This window comes from Janthinobacterium lividum (genome assembly GCF_034424625.1).
GTDB classification, from domain to species: Bacteria; Pseudomonadota; Gammaproteobacteria; order Burkholderiales; family Burkholderiaceae_D; genus Janthinobacterium; species Janthinobacterium lividum.
Window position 1 is genome coordinate 1,123,546 of sequence record NZ_CP139976.1, and the last position, 21,779, is coordinate 1,145,324.

Genomic DNA, 21,779 nt, shown 5'->3' on the forward strand with positions numbered 1-21,779 from the left:
CAGGCTAGCTCATGCAATCTGTCGAAAAAATTCCCCCGCGCGCCCCGTCGCGCTGGCCCATGGCGCTGGCGTTTTCGTTCAGCGCCATCGCCCTGCTGGCCGTCGGCGCGCTGGCCTGGCGCGCGCCGTTCGAGACGGCTTGCGTCATCGACGCGCTGGTCTTCTTGCTGCTGATGCTGCTCGTGGCGCTGTACCGGCGCACGGTGTCGGCCAGTCTGCCGCGCCAGCTGCTCAAGGCGGGCGCCTTGCAGGACGCGATCTTCAACAGCGCCAATTTCTCGTGCATCGCCACCGATGCGCAAGGCGTGATCCAGATTTTCAATGTGGGCGCCGAACGCATGCTCGGCTATGCCGCCAGCGACGTGGTCGACAAGCTGACGCCGGCTGGTATTTCCGACGCGCAAGAAATCGTCGCGCGCGCGGCCGCCCTCAGCGCCGAGCTCGACACGGTTATCACGCCCGGTGTGGAAGCGCTCGTGTTCAAGGCCATGCGCGGCATCGAAGACATCTATGAGCTGACCTACATCCGCAAGGATGGCAGCCGCTTCCCCGCCATCGTCTCCGTGACGGCCCTGCGCGACGCGCAGAGCAAGGTCATCGGCTATCTGCTGATCGGCACCGACAACACGGTGCGCAAGCAGGTCGAGGCGGAACAGGCGCTGCTGGACCAGCGCCTGCGCGAACAGCAGGCGTATACGCGCTCGCTGGTCGAGACCAACAATGCGGAGTTGAAAAAGGCGCGCCTGGTGGCGGAAAAGGCCAACCGCGCCAAGTCCGAATTCCTGTCGAGCATGAGCCACGAATTGCGCACGCCCCTCAATGCCGTGCTGGGTTTCGCCCAGCTGATGGCGTCCGACGTGCCGCCGCCGAGTCCGCCGCAGCAGCGCTCGATCGAGCAGATTCTCAAGGGCGGCTGGTACCTGTTGCGCTTGATCAATGAAATCCTCGACCTGGCCATGATCGAATCGGGCAAGGTCACTTTGTCGCAGGAAGCGATGTCGCTGCTCGACGTGCTGCAGGATTGCCAGGCCATGATCGCGCCGCAGGCGGAAAAGCGCGGCATCCGCATGCATTTCCCCCGCTGCGGCCAGGCTTTCTATGTGCATGCGGACCGCACGCGCGTGAAACAGGTGATGATCAACCTGCTGTCGAACGCCATCAAGTACAACCAGGGCGGCGGCGCCGTCACCGTCGAATGCAGCCGGCACGGCGAGAAGGTGCGCGTGAGCGTGCGCGACAGCGGTGCCGGCCTCGATGCGCAGCAAGTGGCGCAGCTGTTCCAGCCTTTCAACCGCCTGGGGCAGGAAAACAGCACGGAAGAGGGCACGGGCATCGGCCTCGTCGTCACCAAGCAGCTGGTCGAATTGATGGGCGGCACCATCGGCGTCGACAGCACGGTGGGCGTGGGCACTACGTTCTGGTTCGAGCTGGCCGCCAGCCGCGCGCCGGCACTGGCGCTGGACGATGGCGACGCGCTGCCGCAGGTGCAGGAGCCGCAGGAAAGCCTGCGCACCCTGCTGTACGTGGAAGACAATCCCGCCAACCTGGCGCTGGTGGAGCAATTGATCGCCCGCCGCAGCGATTTGAAGTTGCTCACGGCCATCGATGCGCACCTGGGCATCGACCTGGCGCGCACGTATCAGCCGGACGTGATCTTGATGGATATCAACCTGCCGGGCATCAGCGGCTTTGGCGCCCTGCATATCCTGCACAACGACCCGCTCACCAGCCACATTCCCGTGATGGCGCTGTCGGCCAACGCCGTGCCGCGCGACATCGAGAAAGGCCTGCAAGCGGGCTTCTTCCGCTACCTGACCAAACCGATCAAGGTGGTCGAATTCATGGATGCGCTCGACGTGGCCCTGCACCACGCGGCCGCGCTCGGCCTGGCCGACGACACTCACGTAATACGCTAATTCAGCACTTATTTTTAGGAATACCGCCATGCTTCAAGCCACCGAGATCCTGAACGCCAGCATCCTCATCGTCGATGACCAGGAGGCCAACGTCATGCTGCTCGAGCAGGTGTTGCGCAACGCCGGCTATACGCGCATCACCTCCACCATGGACCCGCAAGCCGTGCGCGCGCTGCACCAGCAGCACCGCTACGACCTGATCCTGCTCGACTTGCAGATGCCGGAAATGGATGGCTTCGAAGTGATGGAAGGCTTGCGCGACATCGAGGCGGGCAGCTATCTGCCCGTGCTGGTGATCACGGCCCAGCCCGGCCACAAGCTGCGCGCCCTGCAAGCGGGCGCCAAGGATTTCGTCAGCAAGCCTTTCGACCTGGTGGAAGTGAAGACGCGCATCCACAACATGCTGGAAGTGCGGCTGCTGTACCAGAAGCTGGCCGAATACAACAAGTCGCTGGAACAGATGGTGGAAGTGCGCACGGCGGAGTTGCGCGAAAGCGAAGCGCGCTTCCAGCGCTTCACGGAACTGTCGTCCGACTGGTACTGGGAGCAGGATGCGCAGGGCAATTTGACGCGCTTTTCCGGCCCCGTGGCTGAAATGCTGGGCATCGGCAGCGAGGAAGAGCCGCAACGCTGGAACGCGGCCGAGCGTGCCTTGCTCGACGCCAAGATTGCCGCACGGGAACCGTTTCTCGACTTTATCTACAGCCGCGCCAACCTCGACGGCAGCACGCAGTACCTGCAAGTGAGCGGCGAACCGATGTTCGACAATGGCAGCCGCTTCATCGGCTACCGCGGCATCGGCCTCGATGTCACGCAGCGCCATCGGAGTGCCTGATTTATACTTGGTGCCATCGATACTGACCAGGAAAAATCATGACTGACAAATCTCCTTCCTACTGGTTCCCCGCCAAGACCTATGGCTGGGGCTGGGGCTTGCCCATCACCTGGCAGGGCTGGCTGGTGTTCCTGTCCGCGCTGGCGCTGTTCGCCTGCGGCGCCTTCCTGTTCCCGCCGCAAGAATCGCTGGCGCTGTACATCATCTATGAAGCGGCCATCGTCGCCGTGCTCATTTTCATCTGCCAGCTGAAGGGCGAACCGACCGGCTGGCGCTGGGGCAAGAAGAAATAATCGTAATGACATCGGCTGCGCGGCAGCCGATGCGCAAAGACGACACCTGCAAGAAATCATCTGGCCACGCGGCGTGAACCGCGTATAATTGGCTCGCTGCCGCAAGGCGGCAAACGCTAGGGGTCCTGCCTTTCGCTGTGGAAACACGGTGCAAGCGCGGGTGAGAAATACCCTCCGAACCTGATCTGGATAATGCCAGCGAAGGGAAGCTTTAGGATGAACGCACCCCGCTTTTCCGCGTGCGCAATTCCGAACCTCCTTAGCTGGCTCCAGGCTTAAAAACAGTCTAGCCAAGGAGCCAAAATGAACGTCAACCCGAAATTCCTCTCCGCCACCGCCACGGTCGACGAAGCCGCCATCGCGCCGCTGCCCAATTCGCGCAAGATCTATGTCGAAGGCAGCCGCCCCGACATCCGCGTGCCCATGCGCGAGATCAGCCAGTCCGATACGGAAGCGTCGTTCGGCGGCGAAAAGAATCCGCCGATCTACGTGTACGACACCTCCGGCCCCTACACGGACCCGGACGTGCAGATCGATATCCGCTCGGGCCTGGACACGCCGCGCCTGCCATGGATCATGGAGCGCGCCGACACGGAAGAATTACCCGGTCCGACCTCCGATTACGGCATCGCCCGCCTGGCGGACCCGAAACTGGCCGAGCTGCGTTTCAACCTGCACCGCAAGCCGCGCCGCGCCATTGCCGGCAAGAATGTTACGCAGATGCATTACGCGAGGCGCGGCATCATCACGCCGGAAATGGAGTTTGTTGCCATCCGCGAAAACATGCGCCGCCAGGAATATTTGCGCGAACTCAAGGCTTCCGGCCCCATGGGCGAGCGCCTGGCCGACCTGATGGGCCGCCAGCACCCGGGCCAGTCCTTCGGCGCCAGCATCCCGGCCGAGATCACGCCGGAATTCGTGCGCGAGGAAATCGCCCGCGGCCGCGCCATCATTCCCGCCAACATCAACCACCCGGAAGTGGAACCGATGATCATCGGCCGCAATTTCCTGGTGAAAATTAACGCAAACATCGGCAATTCCGCCGTCACCTCGTCGATCGGCGAGGAAGTGGAAAAGATGACCTGGGCCATCCGCTGGGGTGGCGACAACGTGATGGACTTGTCGACCGGCAAGCACATCCACGAAACGCGCGAATGGATCGTGCGCAACAGCCCCGTGCCCATCGGCACCGTGCCCATCTACCAGGCGCTGGAAAAGGTCAATGGCAAGGCCGAAGATTTAACTTGGGAAATCTTCCGCGACACCCTGATCGAGCAGGCCGAGCAAGGCGTCGACTACTTCACCATCCACGCGGGCGTGCTGCTGCGCTATGTGCCGATGACGGCCAAGCGCCTGACGGGCATCGTCTCGCGCGGCGGCTCCATCATGGCGAAATGGTGCCTGGCGCACCACCAGGAATCGTTCCTGTACACGCATTTCGAAGAAATCTGCGAAATCATGAAGGCGTATGACGTGTCGTTCTCGCTGGGCGACGGCTTGCGCCCCGGCTCCATCTACGACGCCAACGACGAAGCGCAGCTGGGCGAGCTGAAGACCCTGGGCGAGCTGACGCAAGTTGCCTGGAAGCACGACGTACAGGTGATGATCGAGGGGCCGGGCCACGTGCCCATGCAGCTGATTAAAGAAAACATGGACTTGCAGCTGGAACAGTGCGGCGAAGCGCCGTTCTATACCCTGGGGCCGCTGACGACGGATATCGCGCCCGGCTATGACCACATCACCTCGGGCATCGGCGCGGCCATGATCGGCTGGTATGGCACGGCCATGCTGTGCTACGTGACGCCGAAGGAACACCTGGGCCTGCCCAACAAGGCGGACGTCAAGGACGGCATCATCACGTACAAGATCGCGGCGCATGCGGCCGACCTGGCCAAGGGCCATCCGGGCGCGCAGATCCGCGACAACGCCCTGTCGAAAGCCCGCTTCGAATTCCGCTGGGACGACCAGTTCAATATCGGCCTGGACCCGGACAAGGCGCGCGAATTCCATGATGAAACCTTGCCCAAGGATTCGGCCAAGGTGGCGCATTTCTGCTCCATGTGCGGCCCGCATTTCTGTTCGATGAAAATCACGCAGGAGGTGCGCGAATACGCGGCCGGCATGGGTATCGCGGAAGACAAGGCGCTCAAGCAGGGCATGGAAATCAAGGCCATCGAATTCATCAAGAACGGCGCCGAGCTGTACCGCAAGGTCTGAAGGAGAGCGTGATGCCTGCATTGATATCCATCACGCTCAACGGCGCACCGCACCAGGTGCCGCCGGGGCAAACCCTGGACCAACTGATCGCCGCGCTGTCGCTGGAAAACCAGGCGCTGGCGCTGGCCGTCAACCGCAACGTCGTGCCGCGCAAGGCGTGGCCAGGGCAGGTCTTGCAGACGCAAGACCAAGTGGAGATAGTACGCGCCATCGGCGGCGGTTAAGTTGAGAATAGACAAGGAAAAGCACATGAATACCGCAACACATGACGACCTGCTGACCATCGCAGGAAAACAGTATCAATCGCGCCTGCTGGTGGGCAGCGGCAAGTACAAGGATTTGCCGCAGACGCGCGAAGCGACGGACGCGGCCGAGGCGCAGATCATCACGGTGGCGATCCGCAGGGTCAATATCGGCCAGGACCCGAACGCGCCCAGCCTGCTGGACTTCGTGCCGCCGGACCAGTACACGATTTTGCCGAACACGGCCGGCTGCTACAACGCAAAAGATGCCGTCTACACCCTGCAACTGGCGCGCGAGCTCCTGGGCGGGCGCAATCTGGTGAAGCTGGAAGTGCTGGGCGACGAAAAAACCCTGTTTCCGCACATGCCGGAAACCCTGGTCGCGGCAGAAGCGCTGGTCAAGGATGGCTTCGACGTGATGGTCTACTGCAGCGACGACCCCATCCAGGCGAAGATTCTGGAGGACATCGGCTGCGTGGCCGTCATGCCGCTGGCGTCGCTGATCGGCTCGGGCATGGGCATCCTGAATCCGTGGAACTTGTCCTTGATCATCGATCAGGCGAAAGTGCCCGTGCTCGTCGATGCGGGCGTGGGCACGGCGTCGGATGCGGCCATTGCCATGGAACTTGGCTGCGATGGCGTGCTGATGAATACAGCCATTGCCGGCGCGCGCGACCCCGTGCGCATGGCGCATGCCATGAAGCTGGCCGTGCGGGCCGGGCGCGAAGCATTCCTGGCGGGGCGCATGCCGCGTAAATTCGCCGCTTCGCCATCGTCGCCGATGGCGGGCCGCCTGGCGTGAAGCCGGGGAGCCGGCCGACGGTGCTGGTGTTTGCCGGCGCCGATCCGTCGGGCGGCGCCGGCATCGCCGCCGATATCGTGGCAATTACCGCGCAGGGCGCGCATGCCTTGCCTGTCATCACGGCGCTGACGGTGCAGGACAACGACCGCGTGTTTGCTGTCGAGCCTGTGGCCCCGGAATTGCTGCGCCGACAGGCGCAGACGCTGATCGACAAGATCGCCATCGATGCCGTGAAGATCGGCATTCCCGGCAGCGCCGCGAATGCGGCCGTCATTGCGCAACTGATCGCGCAATTGCGGCTGGTCCGGCCGGATTTGCCTGTCGTGCTCGATCCCGTGCTGGCCAGCGGCCATGGCGACGTGCTCAGCCGGGACGACGCCGTGCTGGCGCTGGCACCCTTGCTGCCGGTGACTACCGTCATCGTACCGAATGGGCCGGAAGCGGCGGCCCTCGGTGGCGAGAAAAACTTGCGCGCGCAAGGCTGCAAGAACGTGCTGGTGACGGGCGGCCATGGCGAAGGCGAGGTGATCGTCAACCGCTGGCACGATGGCGAGGACAGGGCGCGCGAGTGGCGCTGGCCGCGCCTGCCCGGCGAATTCCACGGCAGCGGCTGCACCCTGGCGTCCGCCATCGCGGCGCGCCTGGCACTGGGCCAGGCATTGCCCGAAGCGCTTGATGGCGCGCAAAGCTATTGCCATGCGGCCCTGGCCGGCGCGTATGCGGTTGCGCCAGGCCAACTGATACCGCAACGATTCATTCAATAAGGAAAACATCATGCGTGGACTGTATCTGGTTACCCCGAACTGGGATGACACCGACCGCCTGCTCGATATCACGGAACAGGCTTTGCATGGCGGCGTGGCCCTGCTGCAATACCGCCACAAGAGCGCCGAGGCGGAACAGCGGCGCGAGCAGGCGGGCGCCTTGCTGGTCCTGGCCCGCAAGTATGGCGTGCCTTTCATCATCAACGATTTTATCGAGCTGTGCGAAGAGCTCGACGCGGACGGCGTGCACGTGGGCGGCACGGATGCGTCCGTCGCGCAGGTGCGCGCGCGCCTGGGCAAGGACAAGCTCGTCGGCGCCTCATGCTATGGCGACATGGCCCTGGCGCGGACGGCGCAGGCTGGCGGCGCCAGCTATGTAGCCTTCGGCGGCTTTTATCCCTCGCTGGTGAAAAAGTATCCGGTCACGACGCCGCCCGATATCGTGCTGCAGGCCAAGCGCGAGATCGCCTTGCCCTGCGTGGTGATCGGCGGCATGACGCCGGAAAACGCCGCGCCGCTGGTGGCGCGCGGCGCCGACATGGTGGCGGCCATCAGCAGCGTCTTTGGCAAAGAATACCAGGCGGACGATGTGAATATTGCGGTGCAGCAATTCAATCACTTGTTTGCGGCATGAGCATGCGGGTGCAGGGCTGGTTTGGGCGGATAATCGGCATATAATAAGAGCATCATTCATTACCGAGGTCCCTTTGCCCATGAGTCAGCCAGCCGCCGCGAAACGCCTTATCCTGATCGTTGACGATGACCAACTCCTGTTGGAATTCCTCGGCGAAGTCCTGCGCCATGCCGGCTACGAGACGGCCCTGGCCCATTCGGCCGAAGTGGCGCTGCAGCTGATTGCCCAGCGCGAGCCCGACCTGGCCTTGCTCGACATCCACATGCCGGGCATGTCGGGCCTGGAGCTGGCCAAGCGCCTGCATGGCGAAACGGCCGTGCCGTTCATGTTCCTGTCCGGCAGCGGCGACAGCGAATCGGGCAAGCAGGCGGCCGCCTATGGCGCCGTCGGCTATGTCGTCAAACCCGTCGACGAAGGCCGCTTGATGCCCGCATTCGAAGCGGGTCTGGCGCGCGCCGATGAAATCCGCCAGCTGCGGCGCACCGAACTGAACCTGAATGCGGCGCTGGCCGCCGGCCGCGAAACGAGCCTGGCTGTCGGTTTGCTGATGGGTAAGTTCCAGACGGACCGCAACACGGCGTTCGAAGTGCTGCGCGACCACGCCCGTTCCAGCCGCCGCAAGATCAATGAAATCGCCAGCCAGCTGCTGCTGGCCGAAGAAACCCTGAACGGCCTGCACGGCGCCTTTTTGAACCGGGCGAAAACCAAGTAAGCGTTGCACCGGCGCCAGCATGGCACGTCGGCGCCTGCCTTGTTATGATGTGGCGATACGGCGCGCTGGCGCGCCTGGTTCAACCATAGACAGGACACACATGAAAACCAAAGCAGCGATTGCATGGAAGGCGGGCGCTCCGCTGACGATCGAAGAAGTCGACCTGGCCGGCCCGCGCGAGGGCGAAGTACTGGTCGAGATCAAGGCCACCGGCATTTGCCACACCGATTACTACACCCTGTCGGGCGCCGATCCGGAAGGCATCTTCCCGTCGATCCTCGGCCATGAAGGCGCCGGCATCGTCGTCGATGTGGGCCCGGGCGTGAAAAGCCTGAAGAAGGATGACCACGTCATTCCCCTGTACACGCCGGAATGCCGCCAGTGCAAATTCTGCCTGTCGCAAAAAACCAACCTGTGCCAGTCGATCCGCTCGACCCAGGGCCGCGGCCTGATGCCGGACGCGACTTCGCGCTTTTCCATCGACGGCAAGCCCATCTTCCATTACATGGGCACATCCACCTTCTCGAACTACATCGTCGTGCCGGAAATTGCCCTGGCGAAGATCCGCGAAGATGCGCCATTCGACAAAGTCTGCTACATCGGCTGCGGCGTGACGACGGGCGTGGGCGCCGTGTTGTTTACGGCCAAGGTGGAAGCGGGCGCCAATGTGGTCGTGTTCGGCCTGGGCGGCATCGGCCTGAACGTGATCCAGGCGGCGAAAATGGTTGGCGCCGACAAGATCATCGGCGTGGACATCAACCCGGCGCGCCAGGCCATCGCGCGCAAGTTCGGCATGACGCATTTCGTCAACGCCAACGAGGTGGAAAACGTTGTCGACACCATCGTGCAGCTGACGGACGGCGGCGCCGACTATTCGTTTGAATGCATCGGCAACACCACCACCATGCGCCAGTCGCTCGAGTGCTGCCACAAGGGCTGGGGCCAGTCCATCATCATCGGCGTGGCGGCGGCCGGCCAGGAAATTTCCACCCGTCCATTCCAGCTGGTGACAGGACGCGTGTGGAAAGGTTCCGCCTTCGGCGGCGCGCGCGGACGCACGGACGTGCCGAAGATTGTCGACTGGTATATGGAAGGCAAGCTCAATATCGACGATTTGATCACGCACCGTTTGAAACTGGAAGATATCAACCAGGGTTTCGACCTGATGAAGAGCGGCGAATCGATCCGCTCCGTCGTGCTGTATTAATTGACATACGCCGTACCACGGCGTTTTTGCGGAGGCTGCGGCCTCCGTTTTTTTGCCGCCGCGTTTGCCATCCATCGGGCCAGGCTGTCGCCTAACCCTTCATCCCGGCACTTCATCGCACGGCGCTGGCGGTACTGGCCGCCAGCGCTTATCGTGATTCTCGTCGCTGTACCACAGCGGCTTTACGGAGGCCCCTGGCCTCCTTTTTTTTACCCGTGCTTTGCCACTCATCGCGCAAGCCTGCCGTCCAGGTGCGCCTTTTTGCAGCCTGTCGCACCGCGCTGGAGCCGTGAGCTTTCCGTCGTTAAAGTCAATGCTCCACTACTTTTGCGACGAGGCAGCCATGTCCACTTCCCACCGTTTGATCCTCAGCCTGGCCGGTATCCTGCTTGGCGGCAGCGCGCTGGCCGTGCAGCCGCCGCAACCGCCCGCGCCACCGGCCGCACCAGCCGCACCAGCCGCGCCCAGCGTGCAGGTCAGCCGTTCGCTCGACAAGGGTGAAAGCTATGCGCTCGTTGATGGCGCCAGGGATGGCGAGGGCGTCATCGTCATCGACAGCGATATTCATTCGCAGCAGGTGGAAAAGCTCAAGCGCTCGATCAAGGGACCCTTCCTGTGGTTCCGCGACCAGGGACAGGCTTACGTGCTGCAGGATGCGGCCTTGCTGGGCAAGGTGCGCACGGCATGGCTGCCCTCGAAACAGCTGGGCAAGGAGATGGGCGCGCTTGGCGATCAAATGGGCGCGCACGGCAAGGCCATGGGTGAAATGGGCCGCAAGATGGGCGCCCGCAGCCTGGAAAAAGGCAGCGCGCGCGAGTCGGAACAGCTGCGCGCGCTGGGCCGCCAGCAGCAGGAGCTGGGCCGCAAGCTCGGCGACGCCTCGCGCCGCCAGGCGCTGGCAACGAGCGGCACGGCGCGCCGCGCGGCCGAGCGCGACGTGGAACGCCTGCAGCAGCAGATGGAAGATGCGCAGGAAGAAATGGAAGAGATCAACGACCGCATCGCCGACGTGCACGAGCGCGAGGCCGAGAAAATGGAGCAGATGTCGCGCCAGATGGAGCAGCGCAGCAAGCCGATGGAAGCGCTGGGCAAGCAAATGGACGACCTGGGCCGCCAGCAGGAAAAAGTCGTCAAGATCGCCGACAAGACCACGCGCCAGGTGATCGCCCAGGCGCTCAGCGAAGGCAAGGCAAAGCTGGTGCGCTGAATGTTGTGCTGAATCAGCGGGCCAGTGGCTTGCGCATCAGGCAGCGCAGCGCCGGGTCGTGCCCGTCCTGCGCTTCGCGCGCCAGCTTGAGCGCGTGACCCGCGCCCAGCGCCGCGGCCTCGATTGCGCTGAAACCGTGGCGCGCATAGTAGGGCGCGTTCCATGGCAGGTGGCGATACGTGCTCAGTGTCAGGCATGCGCAGCCCAGCGTCCGGGCATGGGCCGCCGCCGCGTCGAGCAGGCGCGCCCCCAGGCCCTGCCGTTGATGCGGCAGGGCAACTGACAATTCCACGATGAACCACTGGCCGTCGAGCGGCTGGGCGGCCAGGAAACCCGATGGCCGGTCCAGGCCATCGGCGGCCACCCATATGCCGCCATGCTGCTGCAGCATCTGCAAGGTGCTCAGTGGCAAGGGTTCTCCCTGCACCAGCCACGCCAGTTCGGGGCCTGCGTGGGCAAACAGAGCTGCGGCGCTGCGCTCGACCTGGGCCAGCAGGGGCAGGTCGGCGCCGGTGGCTGCGCGGATGGCGTAACTCACGGTGTGTTCCACACGGCGGCCACGGCGCGGTATTGCGCCGGCAGCTGCTCCCTGGCGTCGTCCTCGCTGGCATACACCTCATCCTGTACCGTTTCCCAGTGCGCGTCGCAGCTGAAACGGTAGACTTGCGCCTCGTCCCCGTAGCGGCACACGGCCAGGCCGTGGATGGCGATGGGGGCGGTGCCGTCTTCACTGGCGACGTGGCCGAAGGGCAGGCCGGACCAGGCCCAGGCCAGTACGCGGGCGCCGTCGAGGTGGCTGGGAGGTGTCATGGGCATGTTTTCGTCAGCTGTGCAGTGATGCCGATTGTAGCGCGCACGCGGCGAATGCGGCGCGACCGCTGGACAAATGCACAGTATTTTTAGCCATGCCGGTATAATCACGGGATGCAAAATCTTCTTCACAACCTCAATCCCGAACAATTGGCTGCCGTCACCTTGCCGGCGCAGCATGCGCTGATCCTGGCAGGCGCCGGTTCGGGCAAGACCCGCGTGCTGACCACCCGCATCGCGTGGCTGATCCAGACCCAGCAGGTATCGCCGCCCGGCATCCTGGCCGTGACGTTTACCAATAAAGCCGCCAAGGAAATGCTCACGCGCCTGTCGGCCATGCTGCCGATCAACACGCGCGGCATGTGGATCGGCACCTTCCACGGCCTGTGCAACCGCTTGCTGCGCACGCACTACCGGGACGCGGCCTTGCCGCAGACGTTCCAGATCCTCGATTCCCAGGATCAATTGTCGGTGATCAAGCGTTTGTTGAAGGCAAACAATATCGATGATGAAAAATTCCCGCCGAAGACGGTGATGTATTTCATCAACAATGCCAAGGACCAGGGCTTGCGCGCCACGGACGTGGAAGCGTACGACGCGCACGAGCGCAAGATGGTCGAGCTGTATCAGCTGTACGACGACCAGTGCCAGCGTGAAGGCGTCGTCGATTTCGCGGAATTGCTGTTGCGCACGTATGAATTGCTGAGCCGTAACCAGCCCCTGCGTGAACACTACCAGGCCCGTTTCCGCCACATCCTCGTGGACGAGTTCCAGGATACGAATAACCTGCAATACAACTGGCTCAAATTGCTGGCCGGTCACGGTAGCCGCGATGGCGGCGCCCTGTTTGCCGTCGGCGACGATGACCAGAGCATCTATGCGTTCCGCGGCGCCAACGTGGGCAACATGAGCGCTTTCGAGCACGAGTTCCAAGTGAAGAACTTGATCAAGCTGGAGCAGAACTACCGCTCGCACGGCCACATTCTCGACAGCGCCAACGTGCTGATTGCGAACAACAGTAAGCGCCTGGGCAAGAATCTGCGCACGGACGCGGGCCATGGCGAGCAGGTGCGCGTGTATGAAGCCAGTTCCGATCTGCAGGAAGCGCAGTGGATCATCGAAGAGGCGAAAAGCTTGATCGCCGATGGCGCTTCGCGCAGTGAAATCTCCATCTTGTACCGCTCGAATGCACAGTCGCGCGTGATCGAGCATGCGCTGTTCTCGGCCGCGATTCCGTATCACGTGTATGGCGGCCAGCGCTATTTCCAGCGCGCCGAGGTCAAGCACGCGATTGCCTATTTGCAATTGATGGACAATCCGCACAACGATTCGGCCTTCTTGCGCGTGGTCAATTTCCCCACGCGCGGCATCGGCATGCGCTCGATCGAGCAATTGCAGGCCGCGTCGGAACAGTACGGCATTTCGCTGTATGCATCCGTGCCGTACGTGGCGGGCAAGGCGGGTAGCGTGCTGGCCGGTTTCGTCAAGCTGATCGAGGGCGTGCGTTTCGAAACGCAGCAATTGTCCTTGCCGGAAATGGTCAGAGTGGTGCTGGAAGCGAGTACCTTGCTGCAACACTATCAAAATGAAAAAGAGGGCGCCGACCGCATCGAGAACTTGGAGCAGATGGTCAGCGCGGCCAGCCAGTTCATTTCCGAGGAAGGTTTCGGCCAGGGCGCACCGGCCCACCTGGGCCCTGCCGCCCAGGCGCAATCGGGCGCACCCGTCGTCAACCAGGATGGCATCGAAATTCTCGATGCCGACGCGCCGCTGCCGGCCGTGATGTCGCCGCTGTCCGCCTTCCTGTCGCACGCGTCGCTGGAAGCGGGCGACAACCAGGCGCAGGCGGGCCAGGATGCGCTGCAGATGATGACCGTGCACTCGGCCAAGGGCCTGGAATTCGACAATGTGTTCATTACCGGCCTGGAAGAGGGCCTGTTCCCGCACGAAAGCAGCTCGAAGGAAGACAACGGCGTGGAAGAGGAACGCCGGCTGATGTATGTGGCCATCACGCGCGCGCGCAAGCGGTTGTACATGAGCTTTTCGCAGACGCGCATGCTGCATGGCCAGACGCGCTACAACATGAAATCGCGCTTCTTCGACGAATTGCCGGAAGAATCCTTGAAATGGCTGTCGCCGAAGGTGCAGGCGAACTGGTTCGGCAACCGCAAGTCGGCCTGGGACGAGGCGCCCAAGGTGGCCAGCCTGGGTTCGGACAATGCGATTGCACAAAAGATCGCGCAAAAAGCCACGGGCGGCGGCTGGCGCATCGGCGAATCCGTGGCGCACGCCAAGTTCGGCGAAGGCGTGATCGTCAATATCGAAGGCGGCGGCGGCAATGCGCGCGCGCAAATCAACTTCGGCCAGCACGGCATGAAGGTGCTGGACCTGGGTATCGCCAAGCTGGAACGCCTGGGGCGGTAATGGACGTAGGTCGGATTAGCGGCGAAACGCCGCGTAATCCGACGCTGCGAGGCCAGCAATGGCGTCGGATGAGGCCTTCGGCTAATCCGACCTACGTGTGGCATTGCAAGGCATTCGGCAAATAAAAAAAGGGCAGCCTGCGCAGGCTGCCCTTTTCTTATGCGGCGTAGCAATCAGTCGTTCGGCTTATCCAGCGACACCGTCTTGCTTTCATCGACGGGTAAGCCGAAGATCTGGCGGTAGGCGGCGTAGAACGAGCAATGCATGATGATGGTCAAGATCATCGACAGCGGCATCATCAGCTGCATCATCAGCGGCGTGCGGCCAAAGATGACGGCCAGCAACTGGCTGGTGACGACGCTGATGGCGAACCAGGTGGCGGCGAAGACGATGAAGGCCGACAGCGAACGCCAGACGGCGAAAAAGCTGAAGAACAGCGCCTTGCCCAGCCCGGTTTGTTTCCAGTAGATCAGCGGTGCGGCAAAGCAGAAGGCCATGGCGGCCGGCACGTACAGCACGATGGCCAGCAGGATGCCGAGGCCCAGGCGCGATTCGGGGATGGCGGTGCGCGCCGCCTCTTCCGTCAATTGCCCGGTGACCAGTTGCCACAGCAAGCCGTCGTCCACCAAAGTCGAGGCGCCGATGGCCACGATGGCCATCAGGATGTACAGCACGCCCAGGCCGAACAGGGAAGGAAACGCGGGCTTGCGGAAGCCCGAGATCAAGAGGCTGGGCAAGACGCGCTTGCCCTGGTCGATGTTCAGGCAGCCTTGCACGAAGGCGACGGAAAACACGGGCACGAGGATGACGGGCAGCATCTGGCCGAGCACGGGCACGATGCTGACGGCCAGCATGCAGAACATATAGCCGAGAAACAGCATCGACATGCCGCCAGGTTGCTTGCGAAACAGGGCGAAGCCTTGTTTCACCCATTGCCAACCTGTACTTGCAGGTAATTTTTCCATGTTTAAAACAGTTCCGGAGCAGGTGTGGCGATACGTTCGCGCAGAATGCGTTCGAAATGCGTGGGATCGTGCGGGGTCAGCATTTCCGCTTCGCGCGGCTGGTAATAATCGTACAGGCGCGACAGCCAGAAGCGCAGCGCGGCGGCGCGCAGCATCGGTTGCCAAGCCGTTTGTTCCTCATGCGTAAACGGGCGCACGGCCTGGTAGGCGTCGAGCAGGGCGCGCACGCGCACCGTGTCGAGCACGCCCGTGGCCAGGTCCACGCACCAGTCGTTGACGGTGACGGCCACGTCGAACAGCCAGGTGTCGCAGCCGGCAAAGTAAAAGTCGAAAAAGCCCGTCAGTTGTTCGCCGTCAAACATGACGTTGTTGCGGAACAAGTCGGCATGCACGGGACCGCGCGGGATGGCTTTATACGTATCGCAGGCAGCAAACGCGTCCTGGAAATGGATTTCCGCGCGCAGCAAGTGCGCCTTGGCATCGTCGAGGTGGTGCAGGACGAGGGGCGTGGTGGTGTTCCACCAGTCCAGTCCCCGCAAATTCGGCTGTTGCAGGGGGAAGTCCTGCGCCGCCAGGTGCATCTTTGCCAGCATGGCGCCCACGGCCGCGCAATGCACGGCTTGCGGTGCCATCTGCGAGCTGCCGTCGAGTTTGCTGACGATGGCGGCCGGCTTGCCTTGCAGGGCCGTCACCAGTTCGCCGTCCGCATTGGCGATCGGCGCCGGCACCAGTACGCCCCGGTCCGCCAAATGGCGCATCAGTTGCAGATAAAACGGCAATTGCTCGAAGCTGAGGTTTTCAAAGATCGTCAGCACGTACTCGCCGCGCTCCGTGCTCAGGAAGAAATTGCTGTTTTCGATGCCGGACGCGATGCCCTTGAGCGCCAGAGGTTTGCCGAGTGGAAACTGCGTGATCCACTGGCCGATATCGTCCAGGTGTAGCGCGGTAAAAACTGCCATGGGAAAGAGAGGATTGGTCTAAAAGGTCAAAAAAAGCCGGCTGCCCCGCAGGTGGCCGGGGCAGGGCAGAAGAGAGTGGCTGCTTACTTCGCTGGTGCGGGCGGTGCTGGCGCGTCCGCTGCCTCTTCATCGCGTTGTTTCTGTTTCTTTTTGCCCAGGTCAAACTCCAGCACTTTCCATTGCGGACCGCGCAGGGCGCCGCCGTGGGCCTGGTCGCCGCCGGCGGCCGGCTTCATGTAATAGGTGCTGCCGCCGCTCGTCACTTTCACTTCGGACGTCACGCCCGCTTCGCGTTTCTCGGTAATCTGCTGCTTGGCTGCGGCCGGTGCCACGGTGATGGGCGCTTCGCCCATTTCCTCGATACGTTCCAGTTGTGGCGGCGCGTCGCTCGGTTTGGCCGGCGTCTGGGCGCTGGCGATGGCCGAACATGCCAGCAGGGGCAGGGCGAGGAATGTCCAGAGTGTCGATGTACGCATCATGATGGGTTCGCTTCCATGTGAGGGACTGCAGCGCGTGCAGTGGTGTAGTGCCGTCAATTTATCTATAAGGCATTGTAACAAACTGGTAGGCAATGCTGCTTAATACGGCTGATTAATGCGCCGAAACGGCCCGCAGCGGCCGCCCGCGCGCCCGCATGGGGCTGCCGGGGTGATAAAAACGCCAGGAACGGCACGCGTTGCGGCCGGTGGCGTGGCCCTAAACTCTGCGATAATTGTGCGATATTCCGCCCGTCCGCCGCTGTTTCTTCCCGGCTGGCGCGGCTCACCTTATTTTATTGGCATTATGCAAAACACCCTGCTGTTAGTCGACGGTTCCAGTTACCTTTATCGTGCCTTCCATGCGCTGCCCGACCTGCGCAGCCCGGATGGCTATCCCACGGGCGCCATGCACGGCATGGTCAACATGCTGCGCCGCCTGCGCGCCGATTACCCGGCCGCCTACATCGCCTGCGTGTTCGATGCCAAAGGTAAAACGTTCCGTGACGACATGTATCCCGAATACAAGGCCACGCGCGCCTCGATGCCGGACGACCTGCGCCTGCAGATCGAGCCGATCCACGAAGCCGTGCGCGCCATGGGCTGGCCGATCCTGATGGTCGACGGCGTGGAAGCGGACGACGTGATCGGCACGCTGGCCGTGCAGGCCGCTGCCGCCGGCATGAACGTGGTGGTGTCGACGGGCGACAAGGACCTGGCGCAGCTGGTCAACAGCCAGGTGACCCTGATCAATACCATGAGCAATGAAAAGCTCGACGAAGCGGCCGTGCTGGTCAAATTTGGCGTGCCGCCGAACCGCATCATCGATTATCTGTCGCTGATTGGCGATACCGTGGACAACGTGCCGGGCGTATCGAAATGCGGCCCGAAGACGGCCGTCAAATGGCTGACCTTGTACGACAGCCTGGAAGGCGTGATGGAAAACGCGGCCAAGGTGGGCGGCGCCGTGGGGGAAAACCTGCGCACGGCCTTGCCATGGCTGCCGCAGGCGCGCGCCTTGATCACCGTCAAGACCGATTGCGACTTGTCCGGACACATGACGACCATCGCCGACTCGCTGGTGGCGAAACACGAAGACAAGGAAGCGCTGCTGGCCTTCTTCCAGCGCTACGGCTTCAAGGCCCTGCTGCGCGAACTGGGCGCGGTGCCGCCGCCGATGTCGCCTGTTGGCGCACCGGCAACTGCCGGTGCCGCTGCTGCCAACACGACGGGCGACATGTTTGCCGATGCCGCGCCAGCAGTGGAAGCCGTGTATGAAACCGTGCTGACGGACGAGCAGCTGGACAAATGGATCGCCCTGATCGATGCGGCGGCTTTGACGGCCGTCGACACGGAAACCACCTCGCTGGAGCCGATGACGGCGCAAATGGTCGGCATTTCCCTCTCCGTGGCCGAGCACGCTGCCTGCTACATCCCGCTGGCCCACGACTACGCGGGCGCGCCCGAGCAATTAACGCGTGAACACGTGCTGGCGAAATTGCGCCCGTGGCTGGAAGATGCGAACAAGCCCAAGCTGGGCCAGAACCTCAAGTATGACAGCCACATCTTCGCCAATCACGGCGTGACGTTACGCGGCATCGCCCACGATACCCTGCTCGAATCGTATGTATTCGAGTCGCACAAGAAGCACGACATGGACAGCCTGGCCCTGCGCCACCTGAATTACACGACGATCCCGTTCGAGGACGTGTGCGGCAAGGGCGCCAAGCAGATCACGTTTAATCAAGTCGAGGTAGAGCAGGCGGCGAAATACGCGGCCGAGGATGCGGACGTCACCTTGCGCTTGCACAATGCCATGTGGGGTAACGTGGCGAACGATGACAAGCTGACCTTTATCTATGAAAAGATCGAGATGCCGACGGCTGTGGTCTTGCAAAAGATCGAGCGCAACGGCGTGCTGATCGACGACGAATTGCTCAACATCCAGTCGGCCGAGCTGGCCGTGAAGATTCTGGAGCTGGAAAAGAAGGCGTATGAACTGGCCGAGCAGCCGTTTAATTTAGGCTCGCCCAAGCAGATCGGCGAAATCTTCTTTGACAAGTTGAAACTGCCGGTGGTCAAGAAAACGCCGACGGGCGCGCCGTCGACGGATGAAGAAGTGCTGCAAAAGCTGGCCGAGGATTATCCATTGCCCAAAGTGCTGCTGGAATACCGCGGCATGGCCAAGCTGAAGTCGACGTACACGGATAAATTGCCGAAGATGATCAACGTCACCACGGGACGCGTGCATACGAACTATGCGCAAGCCGTGGCCGTGACGGGGCGTCTGGCATCGAACGACCCGAACTTGCAGAATATTCCCATCCGCAGCGCGGAAGGCCGGCGCATCCGCGAAGCGTTTATTGCGCCGCCCGGCAGCCACATCGTTTCGGCCGACTATTCGCAGATCGAATTGCGCATCATGGCGCATATCTCGGGCGACGAAGCCATGCTGCGCGCATTTGCCGACGGCATCGACATTCACCGCGCCACGGCCGCCGAGATCTTTGGCGTGCCGGCCGCGGAAGTACAAAGCGAGCAGCGCCGCTACGCCAAGGTCATCAACTTTGGTTTGATCTACGGCATGAGCGCGTTCGGCCTGGCCGGTAACCTGGGCGTGGACCGCACGGCCGCGCAAAGCTATATCGACCGCTACTTTGCCCGCTTCTCCGGCGTGAAACAGTATATGGAAGACACGCGCCAGCAAGCCAAGGCGCGCGGCTACGTGGAAACCGTGTTCGGCCGCCGTTTGTGGCTGCCGGAAATCAATTCGCCGAACGGCCCCCGCCGCCAAGGCGCGGAACGGGCGGCCATCAACGCGCCGATGCAGGGCACGGCCGCCGACCTGATCAAGCTGGCCATGATCGCCGTGCAAGGCTGGCTGGAAACGGACAACTTGCAAACGAAGATGATCATGCAGGTGCACGATGAACTGGTGCTGGAAGTGCCGGACGCCGAGCTCGAATTGGTCAAGCGCAAGCTGCCGGAACTGATGGCGGGCGTGGCCGCGCTGAAAGTGCCGCTGACGGCCGAGGTGGGCGTCGGCAGGAACTGGGACGAAGCGCATTGATGCTGCGTCGGCTTACGCGGGGCATGCCCCGCTAAGCCGACCTACATGTTTACTTGAGCAATGACCATAGGTCGGCTTAGCGCAGCGTAAGCCGACATTTTCTGTGAATACACCCTTCAGGAGAAACGCATGAGCGACATGATCACCGATTGTGAAAGTTTGCTGGGCCGGAGCAGCTTGTCCGGGCCGGATGGCCGGCGTGGTTTCCTGAAGGTGGCGCTGGGCACTGGCTTTGCCGTGGCCGTCTTGCCCGTGGCGGCGCAAAACGTCATCAAGACGGATTCCGCCGGGCTCGTCACGGGCCACATGTCGGTGATGGTCGATGGCCAGGCCGTGCCCGTGTATGCGGCGCAGCCGGAGGGCAAGACGGGTTTGCCCGTGGTACTGGTCATTTCGGAAATCTTTGGTGTCCATGAACATATCGCCGACATGGCGCGCCGTTTTGCCAAGCAGGGTTATCTGGCGCTGGCGCCCGATTTGTTCGTGCGCCAGGGCGATCCCACCAAGGTGGCCAGCATCCCGGAGTTGATGAAAGGCATCATCGCCAAGACGCCGGACGCGCAAGTGATGGCGGACCTCGATGCGGTGGTGGCATGGGCGAAACAGAATGGCGGCGATACGAGCCGTTTGGGCATCACGGGCTTTTGCTGGGGCGGGCGCATCACCTGGCTGTACGCGGCGCACAATCCGGCCGTCAAGGCGGGCGTGGCCTGGTATGGCCGCCTCGTCGGCGAACCGACTGCCTTGCAGCCGAGCAATCCCATCGATATCGCCGCTACCTTGAAGGTTCCCGTACTGGGCTTGTATGGCGGCAAGGATACGGGCATCAGCCAGGAATCGATCGGCAAGATGAAGGATGCGCTGGCCAAGGGCGGCAACCAATCCGAGTTTGTCGTGTATACCGATGCGGGCCATGCCTTCAACGCCGATTACCGCCCCAGCTATGTGGCGGCCGATGCGAAAGACGGTTATGCGCGCTGCCTGGCCTGGTTCAAAAGCCACGGCGTGGCGTGATCTGCAACAGAAACATACCGCATCTTCCATAAATTGACGCGAAAGACGCACCGGGCTGTAAAATGCCCGGTGCGCGCCAATGCAGTACAATTGCATCTTCACCGCGCTACGCTGCCGCCAAACGCGCAAATGTAAACAATAGATAACAACGCATTCATCAGGCCAGACGCCAGCATCGCGGGCGCCAGTGACCCGGCGCCATTTTGAGGTAAGAAAATCATCGATCCCGTCCTTATATCCATTTTGCTCGCGACCACGATCGCGGGCGTGTTGAGCATTACCGCGGCGGCGATCTTTTCGTTTGCATTCCTGTCCAAAGTGGTCGAGCGCATGGTCAGCTTGTCCGTCGGCATCATGTTGTCGACGTCCTTGCTGCACGCCTTGCCCGAAGCGTTCGAATCGCAGGCGGATCCGCGCAGCCTGTTCGCCACCCTGCTGGCCGGTTTGCTGGCCTTTTTCATGCTGGAAAAATTCGCCATCCTGCGCCATTCGCACCACCACGAAGGCGATGGCCACCACCATGCGCACGGCCACGACAAGCACGAGGCGGGCAAGGCCGGCTGGATGATTTTAGTGGGCGACGGCATGCACAACTTTACGGACGGCATCCTGATCGCCGCCGCCTTCCTGGCCGACCCGAAACTGGGCCTGGTGACGGGCCTGGCCATCATCGCGCATGAAATCCCGCAGGAAATCGGCGATTTTATTGTACTGCTCAATGCCGGTTTCTCGCGCCTGCGCGCCTACATCTTCAACCTGCTGTGCAGCCTGATGGCGGTGGCGGGCGGCCTCCTCGGCTATTTCACCCTGGACCGCGCCAGCAATTTGATTCCTTATGTGCTCGTGTTCGCCTCGTCCGGCTTCATCTATATTGCCTTGAGTGATCTGATGCCGCAGATGCAGCGTCGCGCCACCTTGCGCGAAACTATTCCGCAGGTGCTGTTGATCGCACTGGGCGTGTGCATCGTGCTGTTTTTGACGCATAAGCGCCACGGCGGTTGATACGCCATTCTGTCGGCGCAGTGCTACCTATGCTATATTGCCTTTCTGACTAACTTGCACAGAAAGGAGGAAAATATAATGGAAGAAAACTTGTTGCTCGCCTTGTGGCGCGCACGCTCTTTAAGCGCATTTGCCAGCTCTTGCCCACGTTCTATCGCGCTGCGATAACCTGGCCAGAGCAAAGTCACCCTCCTAGACGAGTCCTTTCCTGGTACTCCGTTGTCGTTAGC

At 62.2% G+C, this 21,779-nt stretch carries 20 protein-coding genes and 1 riboswitch; of the genes, 15 read left to right on the top strand and 5 right to left on the bottom strand.

Annotated elements, in window-relative coordinates:
• Positions 1-11: 11 nt before the first annotated feature.
• From U0004_RS05040 to U0004_RS05090, 11 genes are all read left to right on the top strand, one after another.
• Positions 12-1,916, top strand: a complete 1,905-nt coding sequence (locus tag U0004_RS05040) for a hybrid sensor histidine kinase/response regulator (RefSeq protein WP_230523127.1) — start codon at positions 12-14, stop codon at positions 1,914-1,916.
• 28 nt (positions 1,917-1,944) lie between these two features.
• Positions 1,945-2,751 (top strand): response regulator, encoded by an 807-nt coding sequence (locus U0004_RS05045; RefSeq protein ID WP_070253812.1) that lies wholly within the window; start codon positions 1,945-1,947, stop codon positions 2,749-2,751.
• Between the two features lie 38 nt (positions 2,752-2,789).
• Positions 2,790-3,044, top strand: a complete 255-nt coding sequence (locus tag U0004_RS05050; RefSeq protein WP_070253811.1) for a hypothetical protein — start codon at positions 2,790-2,792, stop codon at positions 3,042-3,044.
• Positions 3,045-3,152: 108 nt separating this feature from the next.
• Positions 3,153-3,268: riboswitch (TPP riboswitch) on the top strand.
• Between the two features lie 79 nt (positions 3,269-3,347).
• A complete protein-coding gene (gene thiC / locus U0004_RS05055) occupies positions 3,348-5,261 on the top strand; it encodes a phosphomethylpyrimidine synthase ThiC (RefSeq protein WP_070253810.1) in 1,914 nt (637 codons plus the stop codon).
• Between the two features lie 20 nt (positions 5,262-5,281).
• The gene (gene thiS, locus U0004_RS05060) at positions 5,282-5,485 is read left to right on the top strand and encodes a sulfur carrier protein ThiS (RefSeq protein WP_070222852.1); all 204 of its coding nucleotides are present in this window, start codon (positions 5,282-5,284) and stop codon (positions 5,483-5,485) included.
• Positions 5,486-5,510: 25 nt separating this feature from the next.
• Entirely contained in the window at positions 5,511-6,305 is a 795-nt protein-coding gene (locus tag U0004_RS05065; RefSeq protein ID WP_070253809.1) for a thiazole synthase, read from the top strand.
• On the top strand, positions 6,302-7,069 hold the full coding sequence (gene thiD, locus U0004_RS05070) for a bifunctional hydroxymethylpyrimidine kinase/phosphomethylpyrimidine kinase (protein ID WP_231958551.1): 768 nt from the start codon (positions 6,302-6,304) through the stop codon (positions 7,067-7,069). The genes U0004_RS05065 and thiD overlap by 4 nt, the downstream gene beginning before the upstream one ends.
• A gap of 10 nt (positions 7,070-7,079) precedes the next feature.
• Positions 7,080-7,703 carry a thiamine phosphate synthase gene (thiE, locus tag U0004_RS05075; RefSeq protein ID WP_070253807.1) on the top strand — a complete coding sequence of 208 codons (624 nt, stop codon included), beginning with the start codon at positions 7,080-7,082 and terminating at the stop codon, positions 7,701-7,703.
• A gap of 79 nt (positions 7,704-7,782) precedes the next feature.
• A complete protein-coding gene (locus U0004_RS05080; RefSeq protein WP_034749164.1) occupies positions 7,783-8,415 on the top strand; it encodes an ANTAR domain-containing response regulator in 633 nt (210 codons plus the stop codon).
• A 100-nt stretch (positions 8,416-8,515) separates the two neighbouring features.
• Complete coding sequence (locus tag U0004_RS05085; protein ID WP_070253806.1) at positions 8,516-9,622, top strand: S-(hydroxymethyl)glutathione dehydrogenase/class III alcohol dehydrogenase; 1,107 nt, start codon at positions 8,516-8,518, stop codon at positions 9,620-9,622.
• A 343-nt stretch (positions 9,623-9,965) separates the two neighbouring features.
• Positions 9,966-10,829, top strand: coding sequence for a hypothetical protein (locus tag U0004_RS05090; RefSeq protein WP_139144057.1), 864 nt, complete (start codon positions 9,966-9,968; stop codon positions 10,827-10,829).
• A 13-nt stretch (positions 10,830-10,842) separates the two neighbouring features.
• On the opposite strand, the gene U0004_RS05095 is transcribed toward U0004_RS05090, so the two are convergent.
• Positions 10,843-11,367 carry a GNAT family N-acetyltransferase gene (locus U0004_RS05095; protein WP_070253804.1) on the bottom strand — a complete coding sequence of 175 codons (525 nt, stop codon included), beginning with the start codon at positions 11,365-11,367 and terminating at the stop codon, positions 10,843-10,845.
• The gene (locus U0004_RS05100) at positions 11,364-11,639 is read right to left on the bottom strand and encodes a hypothetical protein (protein ID WP_070253803.1); all 276 of its coding nucleotides are present in this window, start codon (positions 11,637-11,639) and stop codon (positions 11,364-11,366) included. Before U0004_RS05100 ends, U0004_RS05095 begins: the two co-directional genes overlap by 4 nt.
• A gap of 114 nt (positions 11,640-11,753) precedes the next feature.
• Here U0004_RS05100 and U0004_RS05105 point away from each other — a divergent pair, with 114 nt between their 5' ends.
• The gene (locus U0004_RS05105) at positions 11,754-14,063 is read left to right on the top strand and encodes a UvrD-helicase domain-containing protein (protein WP_070253802.1); all 2,310 of its coding nucleotides are present in this window, start codon (positions 11,754-11,756) and stop codon (positions 14,061-14,063) included.
• Positions 14,064-14,236: 173 nt separating this feature from the next.
• Here U0004_RS05105 and U0004_RS05110 read toward each other — a convergent pair whose 3' ends face one another.
• The 3 genes from U0004_RS05110 to U0004_RS05120 all read right to left on the bottom strand — a co-directional run bounded on the left by U0004_RS05110 (position 14,237) and on the right by U0004_RS05120 (position 16,466).
• Complete coding sequence (locus U0004_RS05110; protein ID WP_034784808.1) at positions 14,237-15,028, bottom strand: BPSS1780 family membrane protein; 792 nt, start codon at positions 15,026-15,028, stop codon at positions 14,237-14,239.
• 2 nt (positions 15,029-15,030) lie between these two features.
• Positions 15,031-15,987: a homoserine kinase gene (locus U0004_RS05115; RefSeq protein ID WP_070253801.1), complete on the bottom strand. Its 957-nt coding sequence runs from the start codon at positions 15,985-15,987 to the stop codon at positions 15,031-15,033.
• Positions 15,988-16,070: 83 nt separating this feature from the next.
• Positions 16,071-16,466 carry a hypothetical protein gene (locus U0004_RS05120; protein WP_034784813.1) on the bottom strand — a complete coding sequence of 132 codons (396 nt, stop codon included), beginning with the start codon at positions 16,464-16,466 and terminating at the stop codon, positions 16,071-16,073.
• A gap of 304 nt (positions 16,467-16,770) precedes the next feature.
• Between U0004_RS05120 and polA the strand changes: the two genes are divergently transcribed.
• The 3 genes from polA (at position 16,771) to U0004_RS05135 (ending at position 21,549) form a co-directional block, all read left to right on the top strand.
• Positions 16,771-19,533, top strand: coding sequence for a DNA polymerase I (gene polA, locus U0004_RS05125; protein ID WP_070253800.1), 2,763 nt, complete (start codon positions 16,771-16,773; stop codon positions 19,531-19,533).
• A 129-nt stretch (positions 19,534-19,662) separates the two neighbouring features.
• A complete protein-coding gene (locus U0004_RS05130) occupies positions 19,663-20,547 on the top strand; it encodes a dienelactone hydrolase family protein (RefSeq protein ID WP_070253799.1) in 885 nt (294 codons plus the stop codon).
• Positions 20,548-20,790: 243 nt separating this feature from the next.
• Positions 20,791-21,549 carry a ZIP family metal transporter gene (locus U0004_RS05135; RefSeq protein ID WP_051959370.1) on the top strand — a complete coding sequence of 253 codons (759 nt, stop codon included), beginning with the start codon at positions 20,791-20,793 and terminating at the stop codon, positions 21,547-21,549.
• The last annotated feature ends 230 nt before the right edge of the window (positions 21,550-21,779 follow it).